We start from the raw sequence: 25,023 nt of genomic DNA on the forward strand, positions 1-25,023 counted from the left end.
GACATGCCGGTACCGGTCAGGCGACCTGGGCGGCCTGCACCTCGTCGGGTTCGCGCAGCACATAGCCGCGGCCCCAGACGGTCTCGATGTAATTCTCGCCGTCACACGCGAGGCTCAGCTTCTTGCGCAGCTTGCAGATGAAGACGTCGATGATCTTCAGCTCGGGCTCGTCCATCCCGCCATAGAGGTGGTTGAGGAACATTTCCTTGGTCAGCGTGGTGCCCTTGCGCAGCGACAGCAGCTCGAGCATCGCATATTCCTTGCCGGTCAGATGGACGCGGCTGCCATCGACTTCGACCGTCTTGGCGTCGAGGTTGACCGCGAGCTTGCCGGTGCGGATGACCGACTGGCTGTGGCCCTTCGAACGGCGGACAACGGCGTGGATGCGCGCGACCAGCTCTTCGCGGTGGAACGGCTTGGTCACATAGTCGTCGGCGCCAAAGCCGAACGAGCGCACCTTGCTGTCCATCTCGTTGACGCCCGACAGGATCAGCACCGGGGTCGAGACGCGCGCGACGCGCAAGCGCTTCAAAACGTCGTAGCCGTGCATGTCGGGCAGGTTGAGATCGAGCAGGATGATATCGTAGTCGTACAGCTTGCCGAGATCGAGGCCTTCCTCGCCCAGATCGGTGATGTAGACGTTGAACCCCTCGGTCGTGAGCATCAGCTCGATCGCCTTGGCGGTGGTCGGCTCGTCCTCGATCAGCAGCACCCGCATGCATCGTCCCCTGTTCGCGACACCGCGGGACCGTTGCCCATGGTGCGACCTCAACCCATTAACCAAAGAACATCTGAAGGCAAAAGGTTAATTTGCATTTAAGCGCGGCGGGGCGAATCAAGGCAACGGTTAAAAGTTTAAAAATTTCAGCGAAGTGCAGAACGCGGTAGGCACGCTTCCGGGACGTAGAAGCGTTACCCGCGGGGCCCCCGATACCCGAATCGGCAGCGGCGGCCGCGCCGAGACGTTAGCCTTTCCCGCTAAGCGCGCCGCGCCCCGCCTCCGCGCCGATAGCCGTGGCTCAAGGCCCGATATCGATGGCCGGTGCCGCGGCTCGCTTCGCGGCGGCGGCGCCGAACCCAAGCTGCCCGGCGACCGGGGCGTTCCAGCCATAGGGATCGGTGCGATAGGCGACCGTGCCGCCGTCATCGACGAAGACGTTGTGGTACAGCATCCGCACCGGGATGCGCTTCGGCAGCGGGACGAACGTCATCTCGCCCGACGCCTGCGCCTGCTGCCATTGCTCGGAGACGCCTTCGTCGTCGGCGAGCATCTGCGCGAACCCGAGCGCGTCGTCGACGCGGACGCAGCCGTGGCTGAGGTGGCGCTGGCTTCGATCGAACAGCGCCGGGGCGGAGGTGTCGTGCAGATAGATCGCCTGGTTGTTCGCCATGTCGAATTTCACCATGCCGAGCGCGTTGCTCGGTCCCGGTTGCTGGACGATCCACCCGTCGCGCATGACCATGTCGTGCGCCTCGAGATAGGCGTCGTCGACATTGGCCATTTCGCCGTTCTGGATCGATTTCGGGATGGTCCAGGTGGGGTTGGCAACCAGCCGATAGATCGGCGATGCCAAGGACGGAGTCTCGTGACCCGGTTCGCCGACGATCACCTTGCGCCGGTCGACCAGCACGCCGTCGCGGTAGTAGCGCAGCTCCGACGCCGCGGTGTTGACGTCGATACGCGTCGCCGGGGTCGTGCGCGCCAGCCAGCGCCGGCGTTCGAGCGCGACCGCCAGAGCGCGAGCGCGGTCGTCTGCGCCGAGGTTGAGGACTCGGAGCGTATCGGGCCCGATCACGCCGTCCGCGGCGATGCCGTAATCGGTCTGCAGGCGCTTCACGGCGTCCGCCAGTGCGTCGGTATAGATCGGTGCGGCGACCGCCCCCGCGGCGTCACCGCCAATCAAGCCCGCATCGCCGGTCATATAGCCGCTCTCGGCCAGCTGATCCCGGACGGCCCGGACGCGTGGATCGCGGTTGCCGATCTTGATCAGACCGGCGGGAATCGCTTGCACAGGCGGTGCGGTCGCCGCGCGCTGGCTGACCTGGAGGTAGGATTCGGACAGCTGCCGGTATTCGGAATCTTGCGGCGCGAGCGAGTCGAGCCACGCCGATAGCGTCCCTTTCTGCAGCGCGACGACCAGACCGGCAGCGACATCGGTCTTCGGCCGGTCCAGCGTGTACACGTCGTGGAGCGTGCCAGGATCGACCCGACCGTGCGCGAGCGCCCCGGCATAGCCAAGTGCAGCGCGGGTGAGCGCGACGTCCTGATCGCCTGCACTCGCGCCCTCAGGCGGGGGCGTCAGAAAAACAACTCGATCGAGACCGTGTCGCGCGCGGTCGGCCAGCGCGCGGTTGAGCGCGTCGGCATCCGCCGCCGTCCATACGGCCGTCTTCCCGGCCTTGGAATAGACCGCCTTTACCGCGGCGTCGGTGGCGTTGGCGGCGGTTGCGTCGCTCGCTACGACCGGTGCGACGGCGCTATCGGGAGGTGCCAGGTCCTGCGCATGGGTGGTCGTTTCGGCCGACAGGGTCAACAATGGTGCGGCGTAGAGGAGCAGGGCGCTCCGTACTCTCTTCGATATCATCCGCTGCCAACGCATCATCGTCCCGCTTGGCTCCGCCGGCCGTCGCGGCCCCCGCCGGTCAGGCGTACGGATCGGTTTCCGGCACGCGGAGCATCGCGATCGCGGCAAGCCCGAGGACGATCGCCGCGAACGCCATCGTCCAGATCGGCGCGGTCGGGAAAAACGCCTTGAGCACCGATCCCATCACGGTCGCGACGAGCAACTGCGGCAGGACGATGAAGACGTTGAAAAGCCCCATATAGATGCCGAGCTTGGCCTGCGGCAGGCTGGAGGCGAGGATCGCGTAGGGCATGGCGAGGATCGAGGCCCAGACGATCCCGACGCCGATCTCGCTGACCAGCAGCAGGCGGGGATCGCGGACGACGAGGAAGCTCGCAAACCCCGCCGCGCCGCACAGCAGGCAGGCGACATGCGTGCGGACTTTCCCGATGCGTGCGGCGAGCCTCGGCAGGACGAGCAGCGCGGCAATCGCGGCGACCGCGTTGTAGGTCGCGAACAGTACGCCGACCCAGTCCCCGCCGGCATTATAGGCGGCGCTGGTCGGTTCGCTCGAGCCGTACATATACTGCGCGACCACCGGCGTGGTGTAGATCCACATGATGAACAGCGCCGACCAGCTGAAGAACTGGACGAGCGCGAGGCGCTTCATCACATCGGGCATGCCGGCGAAGTCGCCGACGATCATGCTCAGCGCATTGTCCGGGTTGCCGCCGCGCGCGAGCGCGATCGCGGCGATGCACGCGGCGCCGTACGCGATCAGCAACGCGCCGAGCAGATACACTTCCTTTTGCAGGCCGAGTTCGGGCACCGCGACGACGACCGCCGCGCCCGCCGCGATCCACCCCAGGCTGCTGCCAAACCCGCGCGCCGCAAGCGCGCGGACCGGCTGCGCCGTATCCTGCTCGCGCTCGCCGAATGCGGCCATCTGCGCCGGGCTGTATTCGCGGACGTTGCCGACGGTCCACAGCACCGCCAGCAGCAGCGCGGCGCCCCCGCACCAGAAGCTGTAGCGGACCGTATCGGGCACCCCCGCCAGCGCATCGCCGGAGACGCCCGCCTGTGACAGCAGATACGGAAAAATCGACCCGATCACCGCGCCCGCGCCGATGAACGCGGTCTGCAGCGCATAGCCCGCGGTATGCTGGTCGCGGCGCAGCATGTCGCCGACGAACGCGCGGAACGGCTCCATCGACACGTTGATCGACGCGTCGAGCACCCAGAGCGTGACCGCGGCGAACCATAGCACCCGCGCCTCCGGCATCGCGAACAACGCGAGCGCAGCGAGCACCGCGCCTGCAAAGAAATAGGGCCGGCGACGGCCGAAGCGGCTCCAGGTCCGGTCGCTGTAATGACCGATGATCGGCTGGACGAGCAGCCCGGTGAGCGGCGCCGCGATCCACAGATAGGACAGGTCGTCGAGCGACCCGCCGAGCGTCTGGAAGATCCGGCTCATATTCGCATTCTGCAGCGCGAAGCCGATCTGGATGCCGAGGAAGCCGAAGCTGATGTTCCACAGGCCGGCAAAGCCCTGGACTGGTTTCTCGGTCAAACGCGTCTCTCCTGCGGTCGCCTGTCGCTGCGGCGATCCTGTCTGCGTGCGTGCCGCCAAGCCGCCGTCGGATCAAGGATGCATACGAATACAATGCCGTCTTCGGTCACCCCGACGAAGGCAGGGGTCTCGTGCGGTAAGCCGGCGCGCCTGCGGCAGGAGATCCCAGCCTTCGCTCGGATGACGGCTTGGGGCTGCGGGTTTGGGCTGCGGCACGTGACTCTTGCGAAGCGCGCCCGTTGCGGCCCATGAGACCGGCATGCGCGACCCCGTCATCCATTACCAAGGCAACGAGCGGCGTCCCCTGATCGTCATCGACGAGTTCTGGAGCGATCCGGACGCGCTGTGCGAGGACGCCGCGAGCCTGAAGATGGGCGCGATCGGTCCGCATTATCCCGGCGTGCGCGCCGCCGTGCCGACCCGGCTGGCCGAGACGATGCGGCGCAGGCTAGCACCGCTGCTCGCCGAGCATTTCGGACTGGATCCGGCGCCTTCGGTGTCGGAGGCCTATTATTCGCTGGTCACCACCGCGCCCGCCGATTTGGCACCGATCCAGCGGCTGCCGCATTTCGACGGCGTCGAACCGCGCCGGATCGCGGTGCTGCTGTTCCTGGGCGAGGGCGAGCAGGGCGGCACCGCCTTCTACCGCCAGCGTGAAACGGGGTATGAGAGCGTCGATGCGACGCGGCTGGACACGTTCAAGGCCGCGCTGGACCACGGCGTGCAGACGCACGGCATGCCCGCGGCATCGTATATTTCAGGCGATACGCCGCTGTACGAACAAATCGCGGTTCAGCCGGGACGGTTCAACCGCGCGCTCGTCTATGCCGGGAACACGCTGCACTGCGCCCATCTGCCGTCCGAAGTGATGTTGAGCGCCGATCCGATGGTGGGCCGCCTCACGCTGAACCTGTTCCTGTTCGACGACTAGGTCGGGCCCCCGCTGCTCGCGCGCACCACCAGCCGTGTGGGCAGCGGTGCGGCGTCGACGGGTTCGCCACGCAGTTGTGCCAGCAGCGTGCGGACGAGAGTCTCGCCGGCGTTGCGGGTATCTTGCGTGACGGTCGACAGCGGCGGATTGGTCAGCTGCGCCGAGGGGACGTCGTCGAAGCCGACGATCGCGACGTCGCCGGGCACCGACCGCCCGATCGCCGCCAGCGCGCGCATCGCGCCGATCGCAATGCTGTCGCTCGCCGCGAAGATCGCGTCGTAGCGCGCGCCGCGGGCCGCGAGTTCGGCGACCGCCTGCTGCCCCGCCTCCTCGCTGGTGATCGCGTCGACCTGCAGTTGCGGATCGGGCGTAATCGCCGCCGCGGTCAGCGCGTCGCAATAGCCGCGATACCGGTCCTCCAGCTCGGGATACCGCCCATCGGCGGTCCCGATGAACGCGATCCGTCGTCTGCCTTGCGCGATCAGATGCGTGGTCGCCTGTTCGCCGCCGCCGCGATTGTCCGATCCGACCGTGATCCCCGCGGGCCCGGTGCCGACCGCGCCCCAGCGCACGACATGCGTGCCCTGCTCGGTCAGATGGTCGAGCCGCGCGCGATAGGCTTCGTAATCGCCATAGCCGAGCAGGATGATGCCGTCCGCCTTGTGGCTGTCCTGGTAATCGACATGCCAATCGCCCGACAGCTGCTGGAACGAGATCAGCAAATCGTAGCCGGCGCGCGCGCAGGCATGGGTGATCGATCCCAGCATCGACAGGAAGAACGGGTTGATCGTCGAATCGTCCTCCGCTGGTTCCTCGAAGAACAGCAGCGCCAGCGTGTGCGTGGCCTGGCTGCGCAGCGACGACGCGTTCTTGTCGACCGCATAGTTCAGCGTCCGCGCGATCGCCTCGATCCGCTGGCGGGTCTGCGCGTTGACCGACTTCACCCCGCGCAGCGCACGCGACACGGTCGGCTGCGACACGCCCGCCAGCTGCGCGATGTCGAACGAAGTCGGTCGCCTATTCATGGTCGGGATCGCGTGCCGGGCATCCGCGAGCACTGACCGATGAGTCTGATCCGCGGCAAACCATCTGTGGTGAATACGTATGCTAGTTACTTTTGCAACCGCTTGGGTCGGCATATAGCCGAACCAGGCCAGTCGACGCGCACCAACGACGTCGAGGGACACGATAGCTGTTGAGGATGCGCGGGGTTTCGGCCCCGTCCGAAGGGGAAACATCATGACCAAGTTCACGCCGCGCGGGCTTCCCGCGCGTACCCGTCTTGCGCTCTGCGTCAGCGGCTCGACCCTCGTTGCGGCGATGATGCTGCCCGGCGCCGTTTTCGCGCAGGACATGACGTCCACCCCGACCGCCAACAGCACCGGCGCGGTGCAGGCCGACGCGGTCACGACGCAGGCCGATCCGACGCCGCAGCCCGCCGCCCCGGTTGCCGCCGCCCCCGAAGAAGACGCCATCGTCGTCACCGGGATCCGCGCCGGCCTCGATTCCTCGGCCAGGATCAAGCGCCAGTCGGTACTCATCGTCGACTCGGTCTCGGCGGAAGACGTCGGCAAGCTGCCCGACGTGTCGATCGCGGACTCGCTCGCGCGCCTGCCCGGCGTGACCGCGCAGCGTCTCGAAGGCCGCGACCAGCGCCTGTCGATCCGCGGCCTCGGTCCCGATTTCTCGACGACCCTGCTCAACGGCCGCGAACAGGTCACCGTCGGCGACAATCGCGGCGTCGAATATGACCAGTATCCGTCCGAATTCTTCAAGACGGTCAACGTCTACAAGTCGGCCGACGCGTCGCTGATCGCGGCCGGCATTTCGGGCACGGTCGACCTGCGCATGCTGCGCCCACTCGACCAGTCCACCCGGGTCTTCGCGGTTAGCGCGCGCGGCCAGATGAACGGCATCGACAATCTGAACCCGGATTCGTCGCGCTACGGCTATCGCGCGTCGGCGACCTATGTCGACCAGTTCCTCGACAACACGCTGGGCATCGCGATCGGCGTGTCCGCCACGCAGACCCCGTCGCAGGACGAGCGCTACAACGCCTGGGGCTATGCCGGCACCGGCACCGCCACCGATCCGTTCGTGCTCGGCGGTGCGAAGCCTTATGTCCAGTCGAACGAGCTCAAGCGCTACGGCGCGGTCGCCACGATCGAATGGGCGCCATCGGACAATTTCCATTCGACCTTCGACGCGCTCTATTCGCACTTCGAGGAAACGCAGCTCCTGCGCGGCATCGAATTCCCGCTCGGCTTCTCCGATCCGGTGCAGAGCGGCAAGACGGTCGCCGACGGGTTCGCGACCGCGACGACCTTCACCAACGTGTTCGCGGTGCAGCGCAACGACTATAACCAGCGCAAGGCGAAGAATCTGTCGCTCGGCTGGAACAACGACCTGAAGCTCAGCGACAACGTCCACCTCAACGTCGATGCGAGCTGGAGCCGCGCGACGCGCACCGACTTCCTGCTCGAGACCAACACCGGCACCGGCTTCGGCAAGAGTGGCGTCGCCGACCGCGTTACCGTGACGCAGAACGGCAACGGCACCTACAAGATCGTGCCGACGCTCGATTACACCAACACCAACGTCCTGAAGCTCACCGACCCGCAAGGGTGGGGCAACAACGGCACGACGGCGGTGGTCCAGGCGGGCTTCCTCAACCAGCCGAGCTTCAAGGACGACCTGAAGTCGCTCCGCGCCAGCCTCAACGGCGAGTTCGACGGCAGCATCGTCAAGGGCTGGGAAGTCGGCGGCAACTATAGCCGGCGGGAGAAGACCAGCGCCTACACGTCTTATTTCCTGTGCCCCAAGGGCGCGGGTACGGGCTGCACCGTGACCAGCGGCACCCCGACGAGCCTGGCGGTCCCGACCGCCGCGCTGCTCGGCAAGAACATCGGCCTCGACTATCTCGGCATCCCCGCGATGCTGACCTACGACCCGCTGTACGTGTACGCCAACGCGCTGACGCCGGCGTTCGACAACCGCCCGTCGGCGCTGGTGCGCGACAACCGGGTGATCGAGAACGTCTATACCGGCTATGCCAAGCTGAACATCGACGGCGAAGTCGGCGGCAAGGCGCTGAAGGGTGCGCTCGGCGTGCAGGTCGTGCGCTCCAACCAGCGGTCGGTCGGGCAGATCGCTAGCGTCGTGAACAGCGTGGTCACCATCGCACCCGCAGACCAGACCGAGAAATACACCGATATCCTCCCCTCGGGAACGCTGTCGGTCGAGCTGATCGACGGTGGCTATGTGAAGCTGGGCGCGTCGCAGACGATGGTCCGTCCGCGTCTCGACCAGGAGCGCGTAACGCAGGACGTCAGCATCAACCTGCCCAATATCGGCCGCACCCCGGCTGGCCTGTTCCCGGTGTTCTCGTCGACCGGCGGCAACGTCGCGCTGCGCCCGTACAAGTCGATCAACATGGACATCTCGACCGAGAAATATTTCGGCGGCGGCGGCTACGTCGCGGTATCCGGCTATTTCAAGCGGCTGACCGACTTCGTCGATCCGAACAACACCTTTGCATTCGACTTCTCGTCGCTGCTGGGGGCGTTGACCCCGGCGCAGCAGGCGATTGTGCTCGCGAGCGGACAGAACATCGGCAACGTCAGCGCGCCGGCGAACACCGGGCGCGGCGAAGTGCTGGGCGTCGAGGCGACCCTGTCGCTGCCGTTCAAGCAGATCACCAGCGCACTCGACGGGTTCGGCATGTTCGTCAGCGGCAACTTCACCGACTCGACGATCAAGTTCGCGAACTCGCCCGATCCGATCACCTTGCCGGGCCTGTCCAAATGGACCGGCAGCGGCACGATCTATTTCGAGAAATGGGGGTTCCAGGCGCGCGCCAACTATCGCTACCGTTCGTCGTTCCTGGCGGAGGTCGCGGGGCTGTCGGCGACGCCGACCTATCGCACCGCCAGGTCCGAAGCGATCCTCGACGCGCAGATCGGCTACGACTTCCAGGACGGGCCGCTAAAGGGTCTCGGCATCCTGGCGCAGGCGAAGAACCTGACCGATCGTCCGTTCGTCACCTATCAGAACGGCGACGCGCGCCAGGTGATCGATTACCAGCGCTATGGTCGTGATTATTACCTCGGCCTTACCTACAAGTTCTGACGATGGGCGCGGGGGCGGTGTGCCGCCTCCGCGCCTTCGGGCGACAGTGTCCGAGGACGTGAAGAAGCGGGACGCGGACATGACTGATCCTATTCGAATCGTCATCGCCGGTGGCGGTACCGCCGGCTGGATGGCCGCGGCGACGTTCGCGCGGTTCCTGGAGGTCGGGTTCGAGATCGACCTGGTCGAATCCGAAGAGATCGGCACGGTCGGCGTCGGCGAAGCGACGATCCCGCAGATCCGGCTGTTCAACGACGCGCTGGGCCTCGACGAGGACGCGTTCCTGAAGGCGACACAAGGGACGTACAAGCTCGGCATCGAATTCGTCGACTGGCTGAAGCCGGGGCATCGCTACATGCATGCGTTCGGCGCGGTCGGGCGCGATGTCGGGTTGCTGCCGTTCCACCAATACTGGCTGCGCGCCAAGGCGCTCGGCACGGCCGGCGATCTCGGCGCCTATTCGCTCAACAACCAGGCTGCGCTCGCGGACCGGATGCAGCGCGGCCCGGCGAGGACGGCACGGGTGCTGCCCGACATGCCGTCGGCATTCCATTTCGACGCCGGTCTCTATGCGCGCCATCTGCGCCGCTACAGCGAGACCCGCGGCGTCAACCGGATCGAGGGCAAGATCGCGCGCGTCGAACAGGCGGGGGAGGGCGACGTCTCCGCGCTGGTGCTCGAAGACGGCACGACGCTGTCCGCCGATCTCTATATCGACTGCACCGGCTTTCGCGGGCTGCTGATCGAGCAGACGCTGAAGACGGGCTATGACGACTGGACGCACTGGCTGCCGTGCGACCGCGCGTTCGCGGTGCCCTCGGCGCGCAGCACCGCCTTCACCCCCTATACGCGCTCGACCGCGAAGGCGGCGGGCTGGCAGTGGCGCATCCCGTTGCAGCACCGCACCGGCAACGGCATCGTCTATTCCTCGGCGCATATGAGCGAGGATGAGGCGACCGCGACCTTGCTCGCCGGGCTCGACGGCGAGGCGATGGCCGAGCCCCGCGCGATCACGTTCCGCACCGGCAAGCGGCGCAAGATGTGGAACCGCAACGTCGTCGCGATCGGGCTGGCGGGCGGGTTCATGGAACCGCTCGAATCGACCAGCATCCACCTGATCCAGTCGGCGATCTCGCGGCTGATGAAGCTGCTGCCCGGACGCACGATCTCCGACGCGGACCGCGCCGAATATAACCGCCAGAGCGATTTCGAATATGAACGCATCCGCGATTTCATCATCCTCCATTATCATGCCAACGACCGCGCCGAGCCGTTCTGGCAGGGCTGCCGGGACATGGCATTGCCCGAGACGCTCGCCGCCAAGATCGCGCTGTGGCGCGGCAACGGTCACATCACGCGCGAGCATGAGGAACTGTTCACCGAGGTCGGCTGGCTTCAGGTGTTCGCGGGGCAGGGCGTCATGCCCGCGGGGCACCATCCGATGGCCGATGCGATCCCGGCGACCGATCTCGCCGAATTCCTGGACACGATCGACAAACTGAACGCCCGCGAGGTTGCCCAGATGCCAAGCCATGCCGACTTCATCGCGCGCCATTGCGCCGCGGCCCCCCTCGCGCCGACGCGGGTGACGGCATGAGCCTCGCCGCTGCGCTGCTGCTGACGCTCGCCGGCGCCGCGCCTGCGTCCGCATCCGTGCCGATCGAACAGGTCCGCGCGCGCGCCCCGGAGGACGAGATCATCTATTTCGTCCTGCCCGACCGGCTCGACAATGGTGATCCGTCGAACGATCGCGGCGGCTTGACCGGCGACCGGCGGACCACCGGCTATGATCCGACCGCAAAGGGATTTTATCACGGTGGCGACCTGAAGGGGCTGACGCGGCGGCTCGACTATATCCAGTCGCTGGGCGTCACCGCGATCTGGGTCGCGCCGATCTTCAAGAACAAGGCCGTGCAGGGCGCGCCTGGGCACGAGAGCGCCGGGTATCACGGCTATTGGATCACCGACTTCACGCAGGTCGACCCGCATTTCGGCAGCAATGCGGACTTCGGGGCGTTCGTTGATGCGGCGCACGCGCGCGGCATGAAGGTGTATATGGACATCGTCGCCAACCATACCGCCGACGTGATCCAGTACCGCGAATGCGTCGGCAAGCCGTGCGCCTATCGCAGCAAGGCGGACTATCCCTATCGGCGCCGCGGCGGAGTGAACGGCACGCCGATCAACCCGGGCTTCGCAGGCGACACGGTGCAGACGCCCGAGAATTTCGCGACGCTGACCGACCCCGGCTATGCCTACACGCCGTTCGTGGCGCCGGCCGAGGCCACGGTCAAAGTCCCCGCCTGGCTCAACGACCCGCGGTTCTACCATAATCGCGGCGATTCGACCTTTGCCGGGGAATCATCGCGTTACGGCGATTTCGCCGGGCTCGACGATCTGATGACCGAGGATCCGCGCGTGACTGCGGGGTTCATCGCGATCTTCGGCAGCTGGATCGACCGCTTCGGCATCGACGGCTTCCGCATCGATACCGCGCGGCACGTGAACCCGGAATTCTGGCAGGCGTTCGTGCCCGCGATGCAGGCCCGCGCCGCGGCGCGCGGCATTCCCAATTTCCCGATCTTCGGCGAAGTCTATTCGGAGGCGGTCGATCCCGGATACACCGCGCAATATACCCGGCGCGACAGGCTGCCCGCGGTGCTCGACTTCTCGTTCCAGTCGGCGGCGCGCGCGATGCTGTCGGGCAAGGCGGGCACCGACGTGTTCGCCAAGCTGATCGACGGCGACGTGCTGTACGAGGGTGGCGACGCGGCGGCGCAGCGGCTGGTGACCTTCCTCGACAATCACGACATGGGGCGGATCGGCCATATGCTCGACGTCGCCTGGCCGACCGCGACCGAGGCGGAGCGGCTGCAGCGCCTCACGCTCGCGCATGTCCTGTTGCTCACCGCGCGCGGCGTGCCCGCGATTTATTCGGGCGACGAGCAGGGCTTTACCGGCGGATCGAGCGACCAGGATGCGCGGCAGGACATGTTCGCCAGCCAGGTCGCGAGCGACAATGCGAACCGGCTGATCGGCACAACCACGACCACCGCGACCGCGCATTTCGGCACCGACAACCCGATCTTCCAGACGATCGCGATGCTCGCGAAGATCCGCCGCGACTATCCGCAGCTGCGCCACGGTCGCACCGTCGTTCGCGCATCGTCCGACAAGCCCGGGCTGCTGGCCTTCACCCGCGGCGACGATGACGGACATGAGATCCTGGTCGTGCTCAACACCGCGAACGCTGCCACCACCGCCAATGTCGAGGTCGGCGCGCGCACCGCCAGCTTCACTGCCCTGGCCGGACGTTGCTCAGCCACCGTCACCGCGCCACAATCGGTGAAGGTAGCGCTACCGCCGCTCGGCTACGCGATCTGCGCCGCGACCCCTGCCAGCAAATGAGTATTATGACCGCTTCGACTGCCGATTTGCGCCCCAGCCCGGATACGGACACGCCCTGGTGGAAGGGCGCGGTTATCTACCAAATCTATCCCCGCAGCTTCGCCGACTCTAACGGCGACGGGATCGGCGACCTCGCCGGGATCACCACGCATCTCGATTATGTCGCATCGCTCGGCGTCGATGCGGTCTGGCTATCACCGTTCTTCACCTCGCCGATGAAGGATTTCGGCTACGACGTGTCGGATTACCGCGACGTCGACCCGATCTTCGGCACGCTCGCCGATTTCGACGCGCTGGTCGCGCGCGCGCATGCGCTCGGGCTTCGGGTCATCATCGACCAGGTCTATTCGCACACCTCCGACGAGCATGACTGGTTCCGGCAGAGCCGCGCATCGCGCGGCAACGACAAGGCCGACTGGTATGTCTGGGCCGACGCCAAGCCCGACGGCAGCCCGCCCTCGAACTGGCAGTCGGTGTTCGGCGGCCCGGCCTGGACCTGGGACGCGCGGCGCCAGCAATATTATCTGCACAATTTCCTGAAGGACCAGCCGCAGGTCAACGGCCACAATCCGGACGTCCAGGACGCGTTGCTCGCGACCGCGCGGTTCTGGCTCGACCGCGGCGTCGACGGGTTCCGGCTCGATGCGCTGAACTTCTCGATGCACGATCCGGCGCTGACCGACAATCCGCCCGCACCCGCGACCAATCGCGCCCGCACCCGGCCGTTCGATTTCCAGCAGAAGCTGTACAATCAAGGGCATCCCGACATCCTCGGCCTGCTCGAACGGATTCGCGCGCTGCTCGACGAGTATGGCGCGTGCTTCACCGTCGCCGAAGTCGGCGGCGACGACAGCGACCGCGAGATGAAGTTGTTCACGGCGGGCGAGACGCGGCTGAACAGCGCGTACGGGTTCGACTTCCTCTATGCCGACCGGCTGACGCCCGACCTGATCGCCGACGCGCTAGGTCGCTGGCCCGACGCGCCCGGCATCGGCTGGCCGAGCTGGGCGTTCGAGAACCACGACGCGCCGCGCGCGGTGTCGCGCTGGACGGCGCCCGAGCATGGCGATGCGTTCGCGCGGATGAAGATGCTGCTGCTGACCACGCTACGCGGCAACATCTTCGTCTATCAGGGCGAGGAGCTCGGGCTGACCCAGGTCGACATCCCGTTCGCCGATCTGCTCGATCCCGAGGCGATCGCCAACTGGCCGATGACGCTGTCGCGCGACGGCGCGCGCACGCCGATGCCGTGGATCGGCGCAGCGGCCGACATGGGTTTCGGCTCCGGCGCGACCAAGCCGTGGCTGCCGTTCGGGCCCGACCACCGGGTGCTGGCGGTCGACGTCCAGGAGGCTGATGCGGGGTCGTTGCTGCACTGGACCCGGCGGTTGATCGCGGCGCGCACGGCGCACTCGGCGCTCCGCCACGGCAGCGTGCGCGTGGTGCACAGCGACGACGCGGTGATCGCGTTCGAACGGGTCTCTGGAAGCGAACGGCTGCTTTGCGTGTTCAATCTGGGGGACACCCCGCGCGACTGGCCGGAATGGCTGGTGGAGGGGGAGGCGATCCTGCGCGTGGGCGATGCAGATGGCACGACGCTGCCGGCCTATTCGGGGCGGGTGAGCCAGCTGTGACCGATATCGTCATCCTGGGCGGCGGGACCGCGGGCTGGATGACCGCGTGCCTGATCGCGCACCGTTGGCGCGACGCGCACGTGACCCTGGTCGAAAGCCCCGAGATCGGCATCGTCGGAGTCGGCGAGGGATCGACGCCGCAGCTCAAAGACTTTTTCGACACGCTGGGCATCGCCGAGGACGACTGGATGCCGGCGTGCGATGCGACCTACAAGCTCGGCATCGGCTTCGAAGGCTGGTCGGACCGCGCGGGCTATGAGCGCTATTTCCACCCGTTCCCGACCGCGCTCGACGCGCATACCGCGCCGCAATTCTTCTACAACACGCGCGCCAGGCGGACCGGACGCGATGTCGATGCGCACCCGGACCGTTTCCTGCTGCCCGCGCGCCTCGCCGCCGATCACCGCGCGCCGCAGCCCGCCGCGAACTTTCCGTTCGAGGTCAGCTACGGCTATCATTTCGACGCGTACAAGCTTGGTGCGTTCCTCGCCGCGCATGCGACCGGCACGCTGGGCGTCGTCCACCGTCAGGGTCGCGTGGACGCGGTCGAACGCGCCGCCGATGGCGACGTCGCCGCGCTGGTCACCGACGACGGTGCGCGGATCACCGGCGACCTGTTCGTCGACAGCAGCGGGTTTCGCAGCCTGATCTTCGCCGCGCTCGACGTGCCGTTCGTCGGCTATGGCGACATGCTGTTCAACGACAGTGCGGTGGTGATGCCGACCCCGCGCGTGACCGGCACACCGATCCCGAGCCAGACGCGCGCGACCGCGCTGTCGGCGGGCTGGACGTGGGACATCCCGCTGACCAGCCGCACCGGCAATGGGTATGTCTATGCGAGCCGCCATCTGTCGCCGGAGCAGGCCGAAGCCGAACTGCGCGCGCATCTGGGCGACGTCGACGGCACCGCACGGCACCTGAAGATGCGGGTCGGGCGGGTCCGCGACAGCTGGTCGCACAACGCGCTCGCGGTTGGGCTCGCGCAAGGGTTCCTCGAACCGCTCGAGGCGACCGCGTTGCATCTGGTGATCGCGACGGTCGAGGCGTTCCTCGACACGGTCGACCGCGACGGGCTGACCCCGGACGCGCGCGCGGACTTCAACGCGCGCATCGCCGCGCGCTACGACGGCGTGCGCGATTACATCGTCGCGCATTACCGGCTGAACCAGCGCCACGACGATCCGCATGGCTATTGGGCCGCGGCGCGCGCGGTCACGCCCTCGGAATCCCTCAAGACGCTGATGTCCGCCTGGTTCACCGGCGCCGACCTCGCCGCGGCGGTGGAGGGTGCCGATCTGGCGCGCTATTATTCCGCGATCAGCTGGCATTGCCTGATGGCCGGCTACGGCATTTTTCCCGACGACGCGCGGCTGGTGCCGCCCGGCGCCGATATCGACCGGATCGACACCGCCCGGATCGACGATTTTCTCAGCCGCTGCGCGTTGAATTTCGACGCGCACGACCGCCGTCTCGCGCGTACCGAACCAAAGGACCCTTCATGAAACGTCTCGCCCTGCTCCTCGCGACGTCGACCTGCCTGTGCGCCGTCCCCGCGGCCTTCGCGCAGACGGCCGCCCCGTCGGCGATCACCCCGCGCGCCGATGGGGTCGACGTGCGTGTCGGTGCCACCGCGATGCGCCTCACCGCGCTGACCGACGGCCTGGTCCGCGTCCGCGTCGCCAAGGACGGTGTCTATCCCGAGGATGCGAGCTGGGCGGTGTCGGCCGCGCTGCGCAAACAGGCGGTCAAGGTCACCGCCGCCCCCGACGGCTTCACCACCGCCAGCGTCCGCGTGCGCATCGCGCCAACCGGCGGCGTGACGTTCGAGACTCTCGACGGCAAGGTGATTTCGGCCGACGCCGCGCCGGCGGCGGTCGACGGCAAGGCGTTCACGATCAGGAAGACGCTGCCGATCGCCGAGCATTTCTATGGCATGGGCGACAAGACGCAGGGGCTGGACCGGCGCGGCCACGGCTTCGTCGACTGGAACACCGATGCGTACGGGTTCAGCAGCGCGGACGATCCGATCTACAAGTCGATCCCTTTCTTCATCGGAACCGGCGCGGGCGGCACCGCAGGCGGCGGCAGCTACGGCATCCTGCTCGACAACACCTATCGCACCTGGTTCGATTTCGGCCACCGCGATGCCGAGACGCTGTCGTTCGGCGGTTCCGACGGCCCGATCGACTATTATTTCATCGCCGGGCCGACAGTGGCGGAGGTCACGCGGCGTTATGCCGACCTGACCGGCCACGCGCCGCTCGCGCCCAAATGGGCGCTCGGCTATCAGCAGTCGCGCTACAGCTACGGCACCGCCGACGAGGTCCGCCAGATCGCCGCACGGCTGCGCAGCGACCGCGTGCCGACCGACGTGATCTGGCTCGACATCGGCTATCAGGATCGCAACCGGCCGTTCACTACCGACGCCAAGACCTTCCCCGACCTGCCCAAGCTCGCCTCCGAGATGAAGGCGGACGGAATCAAGCTGGTCGCGATCACCGATCTGCATATCGCCGCGGTCGAACAGGGCTATGCGCCCTACCAGACCGGCATGAAAGCCGACGCGTTCATCAAGAACGCCGACGGCACGCCCTATGTCGCGCCGGTCTGGCCGGGCCCGTCGGTGTTCCCCGACTTCACCAAGACCGCAGCGCGGACCTGGTGGGGCGAACAGTATAAGGGCTTCCTCGACGCGGGAATCGCGGGGTTCTGGAACGACATGAACGAGCCGGCGATCTTCGAGACGCCGACCAAGACGATGCCGCTCGACACTCGCCACCGCATCGACAGCGACGATTTCGCCGCGCGCGTCACCGATCACCGCGAGGCGCACAACGTCTACGGCATGCAGAACACTCGCGCGACCTATGACGGGCTGCTCAAGCTGCGCCCCGACGAGCGGCCGTTCGTGATGACGCGCGCCAGCTATGCCGGTGGGCAGCGCTATGCGGTTACCTGGACCGGCGACAACAGCGCGACCTGGGATCATCTGAAGCTGTCGATCCAGCAGATCATCAACCTGGGGCTGTCAGGCTTCGGCTACAGCGCCGCCGACGTCAGCGGGTTCGCCGGCGGTCCGAGTCCCGACCTGTTGACGCGCTGGACCGAGATCGGCGCGTTCACGCCGGTGTTCCGCAACCATTCGGCGACCGGCACGCCGCGCGTCGAGCCCTGGGTCGACGGCCCCGATCATCTGGCGATCCGCCGCCGCTTCATCGAGGAGCGCTATCGGCTGATGCCCTATTTCTACGCGCTGGCGGACCAGAACAGCCGGCTGGGCGATCCGATCATGCGGCCGGTGTTCTACGACTATCCGTCGGCGATAAACGCGTCGTGCGACCAGTCGATGGCGTTCACGGTGGGCAAGTCGTTGCTGATTGCACCGCCGCCCAGCCCCGAATCGCCGCGGACCTATGACGTCTGCCTGCCCGCGGGTGGCTGGTACGATTACTGGACCGGCCAGCGCGTCGGCACGCCCGAGACTACCAGCGAAGGCCCGATCCAGTCGGCGACGCAGGCGGTGCCGACCGCGCGCACGCTCGGCGACCGCGTCAGCGAAACCCCGCGGCTCGATCATCTGCCGGTGTTCGTGCGCGCGGGGACGATCCTGCCGCGCCAGCCGCTGGTACAGAGCACCGCGCAGACCCCGGTCGGGCCGCTGCAGATCGACGTCTATCCGGGCGATCAGTGCGCCGGCACGCTGTACGAGGACGACGGCCACAGCCTGGCCTATACCCGGCGCGGCTATCTGCGGCAGGCGATGCGCTGCACGCTGACTCCGCGGGGCCTGACGATCGACTTCGCGGCGCGCGAGGGCCGCTTCAAGCCCTGGTGGACCAAGATGGCGATCACCGTCCACGGCTGGTCGGGCAACGCCAAGGTCACGTTGACTGGCAAGCCGGTCCAGGCGACCGCGGACACTGCGGCCAAGACGATGACGTTCGAAATCGCGGCGCCGACGCGCGAGGGACGCGTCTCGCTAACGTCGGAATAACGGCGAAGGCCGCTTTGACGACGTGATATCCCTTACGCCGTCAAAGCGGCCGCTCCGGCGGGGGTGCGGTGGACTCTCGCGCAATGATGACGTGGTCGAGCACGTGATCCGACTGTCCCGACGCCGCGCGCGCGGGCGCTGCGATTTCCGCCACGAGCAGCGCAAGCGCTTCGGCGGCGAGGCGACGGACGGGTTGATGGACGGTCGTGAGCGGGGGCCACAACATCACCGCCGCGGTGGTGTCGTCGAACCCGACGACGGTCAGCTCGCGCGGAACGTCGAGGTGGCGGCGGTGCGCGACGGAGACGACCGCCGCCGCCATGTCGTCGTTGCTCGCGAAGATTGCGGTAGGGGCGGGGTTTGCCTGCAACAGCGCATCGCCCGCGGCCAACCCCGAGGCGAAACTGAAATCGCCTTGCGCCACAATCGTGGTCACGCCGTCGGTTTCGCGCGCGGCGGCGAGGAACCCGTCGAGCCGCTCGGTGCTCGCGACCTGATCCGGGTTGCCGACCACGAACCCCAGGCGAAGGTGGCCCATCGCGATCAGCCGTTGGGTCATCTCATAGGCTGCAAGCCGGTCGTCGATCCGCACGCAAATCGCGTTTTCGATGCCGTGCGCGCCCACCGCCGCGACCGGTACGCGCGCCTTGTGCAGAACCTTCAGCACCGCGGGCGACTCGCTGAGCGGCGGCGCGCAGATCATGCCCGAGATACCGGACGCGACCAGGTCCTCAAGCGCTGCCTGGTCGGGGGGGAGGCCCCCTTCGCCCTTGAGCAGGATCAGCCGCGCGCCGCGGGTCGACGCCTCTTCGAACACGCCGGTCAGGAAGTCGCTCATGAACGCCGCGCTGGGATTGGCGTAGATCACGCCGATCTTCAGCTCGGCGGACGTCACCAGACTGCGTGCGGCGAGGTTCGGGGTATAGCCCAACGTCTCGATCGCGCGCTGTACCGCCGCGCGCGTCGTGGGGATAACGCCTGCACGGCCGTTGATCACGCGCGACACGGTCATCGGCGACACCCCGGCCTCCGCCGCGACATCGATGATCGTGGGACTGCGGGGGCGCCGCGCGCGTTCGCTCACACCGGTTCTTTCGTCTACGTCCATCCCGTAGCCGACCTAGACCTTTACCGGGACGATGCAAACGGCGCGACCGCCTTGGGATGTACCACCGGGCAGCGCTTGCGCCCGACCACGGTCTCGGCCTAGGCATAGATGATAACGTTACCGGGGGCAGCAGTGCGGCGCTTTTCCAACATCCGCTGGACCATCATGGGCCTGTTCGTGGTGGCGATGGTCATCAACTATCTCGCGCGCAGCGTGCTGGGGGTCGCTGCGCCCGCGATCATGGCCGAACAGCATATCAGTGCGCAGCAATATTCGTGGATCACCGGCGCGTTCCAGGTCGGGATCATGTTCCAGCCGGTCGCGGGGTACATCCTCGACAGCATCGGGTTGAAGATCGGCTTCACGCTGTTCGTGACGCTCTGGTCTCTGATCACGATGGGGCATGGCCTTGCGACCGGATGGCTCGGTTTCGCCGGCCTGCGCGGCGCGCTGGGGCTGGTCGAGGGATCCGCGCAGCCCGCGGGGATGAAGCTGGTCGCCGAATGGTTTCCGGCGCGTGAGCGCGGCGTCGCGGGCGGCATCTACCAGATCGGCGCGTCGTTCGGCGCGGTGTTCGCGCCGCCGCTCGTCGCCTGGGCGGTGTTCAATCATAGCTGGCGCGCGGCGTTCTTCGTGGCGGGCGGGCTGGGGCTGGTCTGGGTGATAGGCTGGCTCGCCTGGTACGCGCCGCCCGCGCGCCATCGGCACCTCTCGGCTGCGGAACATGCGCATATCGTCGAGGGGCAGGAGGTTGCGCTGGCCACCAAGCGCACACGCCCGCCGCTCGGCGAGCTCCTGCGCCGGCGGAACCTGTGGGCGATCGCGGCGGCGCGGTTCCTCGCCGATCCGGTGTGGGGGATGTTGTCGCTGTGGATGCCGCTGTATCTGGTGCAGGTCCGCCAGTTCGACCTCAAGCAGATCGCGCTGTTTGCATGGCTGCCGTTCCTCGCGGCGGATCTGGGGTGCCTATTCGGGCCTGCGGTCGTTGCGTGGCTGCAGCGCCGCGGCGTCGGGCTGATCGATGCGCGGCGCTGCGCCTTCACGCTCGGCGCGGTGCTGATGACGGGGATGATGTTCGTCGGGACGGTCACCAGCCCCGTGGCCGCGATCGCCCTGCTGTGCCTGGGCGGGTTCGCGCACCAGACGTTGTCGGTCACCGTCATTACCATGGCGTCCGACCTGTTCCCGCAGGATCAGGTCGCGACCGCCACCGGCGTATCGGGCACCGCCGCCAATCTGGGCGTGTTGATCTTCACGCTGGTGCTCGGGTCGTTGGTCGCGGACGTCGGCTACCAACCCTTTTTCATCCTGCTCGGCCTGCTCGACCTGCTCGGCGCCGCGCTCCTCTGGACCCTGATACGAAAGCCGGCATGACCTCTCCCAGTCCCACCCTGCGCAATCCCATCCTGCGCGGGTTCAACCCCGACCCGTCGATCGTGCGCGTCGGCGATGATTATTACATCGCGACCTCGACCTTCGAATGGTTTCCCGGCGTGCAGATTCACCATTCGCGCGATCTGGCGAACTGGCGGCTGGTCGCGCGGCCGCTCAACCGGCCGAGCCAGCTCGACATGCGCGGGAATCCCGATTCCTGCGGGGTCTGGGCGGCGGACCTGAGCCATGCGGACGGGCGGTTCCATTTGGTCTTCACCGACGTCAAGCGGTACGGCCAGACCACCGTCGACGGCGCGCGCGGCGCCTCGCTGCGCGACTTCCACAATTACCACGTGTCGTGCGACCGGATCGACGGCGACTGGTCCGATCCGGTGTTCCTCAACAGCAGCGGGTTCGATCCGGCGCTGTTCCACGATGACGACGGGCGAAGCTGGCTGCTCAACATGCTCTGGGATCACCGCCCCGACCGGCGGCGCTTCGCTGGCATCGTCGTGCAGCAGATCGACCTGTCGAGCGGCGGGCTGATAGGCGAGCGACACAGGATTTTCGCGGGCACTGCACTGGGCTTCACCGAAGCGCCGCATCTCTACAAGCGTGGCGGCTGGTATCACCTGATGGTCGCCGAGGGCGGGACCGAGCGGAACCATGCGGTCGTGATGGCGCGGTCGCGGTCGCTGTTCGGACCGTACGACGTGCACCCCGATGGCCCGGTGTTGACCGCGCAGGGGAAACCCGATGCGGCGTTGCAGCGCACCGGACACGGTGACCTAGTCGAGACTCCGGCAGGCGAGACCTGGATGGTCTATCTCTGCGGGCGGCCGCTGCCGAGGAGCGACCGCTGCGTGCTGGGGCGCGAGACCGCGATCCAGCCGATGCGCTGGGACGACGACGGGTGGCTGCGAACGCTCGACGGCGACGCGACACCGCAAGGCGTGGTGTCTGCTGAGACCCCGGTCGTAGAGCATAGCGACTTCGATGCGGCGACGTTGCCCGACGCCTTTCAATGGCTGCGTACGCCATATCCGGCGCAGCTGTTCAGCCTGACGGCGCGGCCCGGCCATTTGCGGCTGTACGGGCGCGAGACGATCGGCAGCCATTTCACCCAGGCGCTGATCGCGCGGCGCCAGCAGGCGTTTCGCTTCACGGCCGAGACGCGGGTCGATTTCGAACCGCGCCATTTCCAACAGGCCGCGGGGCTGGTCTGCTACTATAACTCGACCAAGTTCCATTATCTGCACGTCACGGTGGATGACGATGGGGTGCGCCAGCTGCAGGTCCTGTCGGCGATCCCCGTCGCTGAAGGCAGCAGCCTGCTGTCTCCACCGGTGCCGATCGGGCCGGGACCGATCGCCTTGCGCGCCGTGGTCGACCATGAAGTCCTGCGGTTCGCGTATCGGAGTGACGCGAAGGACTGGTGCTGGTTGCCCGAGACATTCGACTCGAGCATCCTGTCGGACGAGGCGACATTGCCGGGGCTGCCGAACTTTACGGGCAGCTTCGTCGGAATGGCCTGCCAAGATCTGTCGGGGGCAGGACTTCCCGCAGACTTCGCGTATTTCCGCTATGAAGAGCAAATCTAGGTCACGTCGCGCGCCTATTCAGATACTTACCTACGATAAACCCAATCTGGGGTTTTAAGGCGCACTTAACCCCCACGCCCGATGGATCGGCATGCGCGGGTTTGTGGCGCCTGCCAAGGAGGGGCCTAGCGATGCAGCATTTGCCAACCCGGGAGCTGTTGGCCAACGGCACGCCTGAATCCCGGGTGTTGTCCGGCGCTGACGCGGAATTGATCGCGACGGTCGCGCGATATGGGACCGTCGCCAGGACCCACGGCGAACTGGAGACGGTGCTCGGCCGCGCGCGCGTGGGCATCTTGCACCGGCGCCTCGACTTTCACGTTCTCGTGGTCAACGAGGCCTATTGCGCATTGGTCGGCCGCAGCGCCGAGGTGCTCGAAGGCCTGCCGTTCCAACAGTTCACGCACCCTGACGATGTCGACCGTTCCGACCGAACGTTCACTGAGCATCTGGCGACCGCCGAGCCTTTCGAGATCGAGAAACGCTATGTCCGCCCCGATGGGTCGGTGGTGTGGTGTGCGGTCCATGTGTCGTTCGTGCTCGACGCTGCCGGCCAACCCGAATCGACCATCGTCGTGGCGTCGGATATCACCGCCCGGCGAACCGCCGAACAGCGACTGCGCGAAAGCGAGGAGCATCTTCGCTACACCGTCGAACTGAACCCGCAGATCACCTGGACCGCCGCGCCGGACGGCGCGGTGCTGGAGGTCAGCGAACGCTGGTTCGAGGTGACCGGCGTGCGAAGGGAGGACGCGCTCGGCGAACGCTGGGTATCGGCGTTGCACCCTGACGATGTCGCGGAGACGCGCAGGCAGTGGGCGCAATCGATCGCGACCGGATGTCCGGTCGATGTCGAATACCGGCTGATGACCGGTAGCGAATCATTTCGCTGGTTCCGGTCCCGCGCCGCCGCGCGGACGGACGCGATGGGTCGGGTGGTCCGCTGGTACGGCACGCTGGAAGACATTCACGATCGACGGCTGGCGCAGGACGAGCTGCGCGAAAGCGAGACGCGCTTCCGGCTTGCGGCGCGGGCCGCGAAACTCGGCATCTGGGACTATGACGCGGTCAGAAACCAGCGCGAATGGTCCGACGACTTCAAGACGATGCTGGGTCTTCCGGTCGACACGACGGCCGAGATCGCCACGGCCTATGAGTTGGTCGTCCCGGCCGATCGGCATTTGTTGATCGCGTTGGTCGACGCCGCGCAAGCGGGCGACAGCACCATGCGGTTCGATGACACGCTGCGCATCTGCCGCGCGAACGATGGCGCGCAACGGTGGATGCGCACCGCGGGATGGCGGATGTACGCCTCGTCAGGACGTCTGACGCGGGTGCTGGTCACGATCCGCGATGTTACCGACGAGCGGACCGCGGAGGACCGGATCCGCTGGACCGCGACGCACGATGCGCTGACGTGTATCCCCAACCGCGCCTTCTTCACCGAGCATCTCGAGCAGGCGATCGCTTCGGCGACTCCCGAGAGTCGTCTTGCGCTCGTCCTGCTCGACGTAGATCGGTTGAAGGAGATCAACGACACGATCGGCCACGACGCCGGCGACATGCTGCTCAAGACCTTCGCCGGCCGGCTCGATCGGGCGTTTGCGCCGTGCGTGGTGACGGGTCGGCTCGGAGGGGACGAGTTTGCCGTCTTGCTGCAGGGCGGGCGTCAGGACGATCTTGCGCAGCGGGTCAGCGCGGGGCTCGAGGTACTCGGCGAACTCTTCGAATATGAGGGGCATGCCTGCGAGACCCAGGCCACGGCCGGCCTGTCGCTATATCCGGCGGACGGCGAGACCGCCGCCGAGCTGCTGAAATCGGCCGACATCGCGCTGTACGCCGGCAAGGCGGGCCGGCGCGGCGAGCTGTCGGTTTTCGAACCGGTGATGCGCGCGGGGATGCAGCGACGCGCCTCGATGCTCAACGTGGCCCGAATCGCCGTGCGCGACGACCGGGTCGTTCCCTTCTATCAACCGAAAATCGCGCTCGACGACGGTCGGATCGTCGGATTCGAAGCGCTGCTGCGGTGGCAGCACGATACGCTCGGTATCCAAGGTCCCCACACCATTGCCGCGGCGTTCGATGACCTGCGGTTGGCCGCTGCGCTGAGCGACCGGATGATCGACGCCGTCGCCTGCGACCTGCGGCGCTGGCTCGATGCGGGGTTCGATCCCGGCCGTATCGCGATCAACCTGTCGCCCGCCGACTTCCGCCACGACCGGCTGGTCGAGCGGGTGTTGGCGCCGCTGGAGCGGCACGGCGTGGCGCCGTCGCGGATCGATGTCGAGATTACCGAGACGGTGCTGCTCGGCCGAGATACCGACAAGGTCGCGACGACGCTCGCGATCTTCCACGACGCGGGGGTGCAGATCGCGCTGGACGATTTCGGCACCGGCTACGCATCGCTCACCCACCTCAAGATGTTTCCGGTCGACGTCATCAAGATCGATCGGAGTTTCGTGTCGCGGGCGTGCGAGCATCCCGACGATGCCGCGATCGTCGAGGCGATCATCGGCCTGGCCCACCGCCTCCAGATGAAGATCGTCGCCGAGGGCGTCGAACGACAGGAACAAGCGCGGTATCTTGCCCAGCTGGGCTGCACCTATGGCCAGGGCTATCTGTTCGGGCGCGCCGTTCCGGCGGCGGCCGTGACCGAACTGCTCCGTAGCGGACGATCCGTAGGATAGGGCGGGTCCGCGCTTCGGTGCAGG

15 protein-coding genes are annotated in these 25,023 nt (G+C 67.0%); 10 read left to right on the forward strand and 5 right to left on the reverse strand.

Features of this window, described 5'->3' with window-relative positions:
• Positions 1 to 16 precede the first annotated feature (16 nt).
• From ctrA to U1701_RS11745, 3 genes are all read right to left on the reverse strand, one after another.
• Positions 17 to 718 carry a response regulator transcription factor CtrA gene (gene ctrA / locus U1701_RS11735; RefSeq protein ID WP_332782751.1) on the reverse strand — a complete coding sequence of 234 codons (702 nt, stop codon included), beginning with the start codon at positions 716 to 718 and terminating at the stop codon, positions 17 to 19.
• 301 nt (positions 719 to 1,019) lie between these two features.
• A complete protein-coding gene (locus U1701_RS11740; RefSeq protein WP_332782752.1) occupies positions 1,020 to 2,537 on the reverse strand; it encodes a L,D-transpeptidase family protein in 1,518 nt (505 codons plus the stop codon).
• 106 nt (positions 2,538 to 2,643) lie between these two features.
• A complete protein-coding gene (locus U1701_RS11745; RefSeq protein ID WP_332782753.1) occupies positions 2,644 to 4,134 on the reverse strand; it encodes an MFS transporter in 1,491 nt (496 codons plus the stop codon).
• 259 nt (positions 4,135 to 4,393) lie between these two features.
• Between U1701_RS11745 and U1701_RS11750 the strand changes: the two genes are divergently transcribed.
• Positions 4,394 to 5,065: a DUF6445 family protein gene (locus U1701_RS11750; protein WP_332782754.1), complete on the forward strand. Its 672-nt coding sequence runs from the start codon at positions 4,394 to 4,396 to the stop codon at positions 5,063 to 5,065.
• On the opposite strand, the gene U1701_RS11755 is transcribed toward U1701_RS11750, so the two are convergent.
• Entirely contained in the window at positions 5,062 to 6,090 is a 1,029-nt protein-coding gene (locus U1701_RS11755) for a LacI family DNA-binding transcriptional regulator (RefSeq protein ID WP_332782755.1), read from the reverse strand. The genes U1701_RS11750 and U1701_RS11755 overlap by 4 nt on opposite strands.
• 214 nt (positions 6,091 to 6,304) lie before the next feature.
• Between U1701_RS11755 and U1701_RS11760 the strand changes: the two genes are divergently transcribed.
• From U1701_RS11760 to U1701_RS11785, 6 genes are all read left to right on the forward strand, one after another.
• Positions 6,305 to 9,193, forward strand: coding sequence for a TonB-dependent receptor (locus tag U1701_RS11760; RefSeq protein WP_332782756.1), 2,889 nt, complete (start codon positions 6,305 to 6,307; stop codon positions 9,191 to 9,193).
• A 79-nt stretch (positions 9,194 to 9,272) separates the two neighbouring features.
• The gene (locus tag U1701_RS11765; protein ID WP_332782757.1) at positions 9,273 to 10,790 is read left to right on the forward strand and encodes a tryptophan halogenase family protein; all 1,518 of its coding nucleotides are present in this window, start codon (positions 9,273 to 9,275) and stop codon (positions 10,788 to 10,790) included.
• Positions 10,787 to 12,601: an alpha-amylase family glycosyl hydrolase gene (locus U1701_RS11770; RefSeq protein ID WP_332782758.1), complete on the forward strand. Its 1,815-nt coding sequence runs from the start codon at positions 10,787 to 10,789 to the stop codon at positions 12,599 to 12,601. The genes U1701_RS11765 and U1701_RS11770 overlap by 4 nt, the downstream gene beginning before the upstream one ends.
• Before the next feature lie 5 nt (positions 12,602 to 12,606).
• Positions 12,607 to 14,235 carry an alpha-amylase family glycosyl hydrolase gene (locus tag U1701_RS11775; protein ID WP_443026043.1) on the forward strand — a complete coding sequence of 543 codons (1,629 nt, stop codon included), beginning with the start codon at positions 12,607 to 12,609 and terminating at the stop codon, positions 14,233 to 14,235.
• Positions 14,232 to 15,737 carry a tryptophan halogenase family protein gene (locus U1701_RS11780; protein ID WP_332782760.1) on the forward strand — a complete coding sequence of 502 codons (1,506 nt, stop codon included), beginning with the start codon at positions 14,232 to 14,234 and terminating at the stop codon, positions 15,735 to 15,737. The genes U1701_RS11775 and U1701_RS11780 overlap by 4 nt, the downstream gene beginning before the upstream one ends.
• On the forward strand, positions 15,734 to 18,229 hold the full coding sequence (locus U1701_RS11785) for a glycoside hydrolase family 31 protein (RefSeq protein ID WP_332782761.1): 2,496 nt from the start codon (positions 15,734 to 15,736) through the stop codon (positions 18,227 to 18,229). The genes U1701_RS11780 and U1701_RS11785 overlap by 4 nt, the downstream gene beginning before the upstream one ends.
• A 40-nt stretch (positions 18,230 to 18,269) precedes the next feature.
• Here U1701_RS11785 and U1701_RS11790 read toward each other — a convergent pair whose 3' ends face one another.
• Positions 18,270 to 19,313 carry a LacI family DNA-binding transcriptional regulator gene (locus U1701_RS11790; protein ID WP_332782762.1) on the reverse strand — a complete coding sequence of 348 codons (1,044 nt, stop codon included), beginning with the start codon at positions 19,311 to 19,313 and terminating at the stop codon, positions 18,270 to 18,272.
• Between the two features lie 156 nt (positions 19,314 to 19,469).
• Here U1701_RS11790 and U1701_RS11795 point away from each other — a divergent pair, with 156 nt between their 5' ends.
• The 3 genes from U1701_RS11795 (at position 19,470) to U1701_RS11805 (ending at position 24,999) form a co-directional block, all read left to right on the forward strand.
• A complete protein-coding gene (locus tag U1701_RS11795; RefSeq protein WP_332782763.1) occupies positions 19,470 to 20,711 on the forward strand; it encodes an MFS transporter in 1,242 nt (413 codons plus the stop codon).
• Positions 20,708 to 22,312, forward strand: a complete 1,605-nt coding sequence (locus U1701_RS11800; RefSeq protein WP_332782764.1) for a glycoside hydrolase family 43 protein — start codon at positions 20,708 to 20,710, stop codon at positions 22,310 to 22,312. The genes U1701_RS11795 and U1701_RS11800 overlap by 4 nt, the downstream gene beginning before the upstream one ends.
• A gap of 131 nt (positions 22,313 to 22,443) precedes the next feature.
• Entirely contained in the window at positions 22,444 to 24,999 is a 2,556-nt protein-coding gene (locus U1701_RS11805; protein ID WP_332782765.1) for a sensor domain-containing protein, read from the forward strand.
• Positions 25,000 to 25,023 lie beyond the last annotated feature (24 nt).

Origin of the sequence: Sphingomonas rhamnosi (genome assembly GCF_036663615.1) — a bacterium.
GTDB lineage: Bacteria > Pseudomonadota > Alphaproteobacteria > Sphingomonadales > Sphingomonadaceae > Sphingomonas.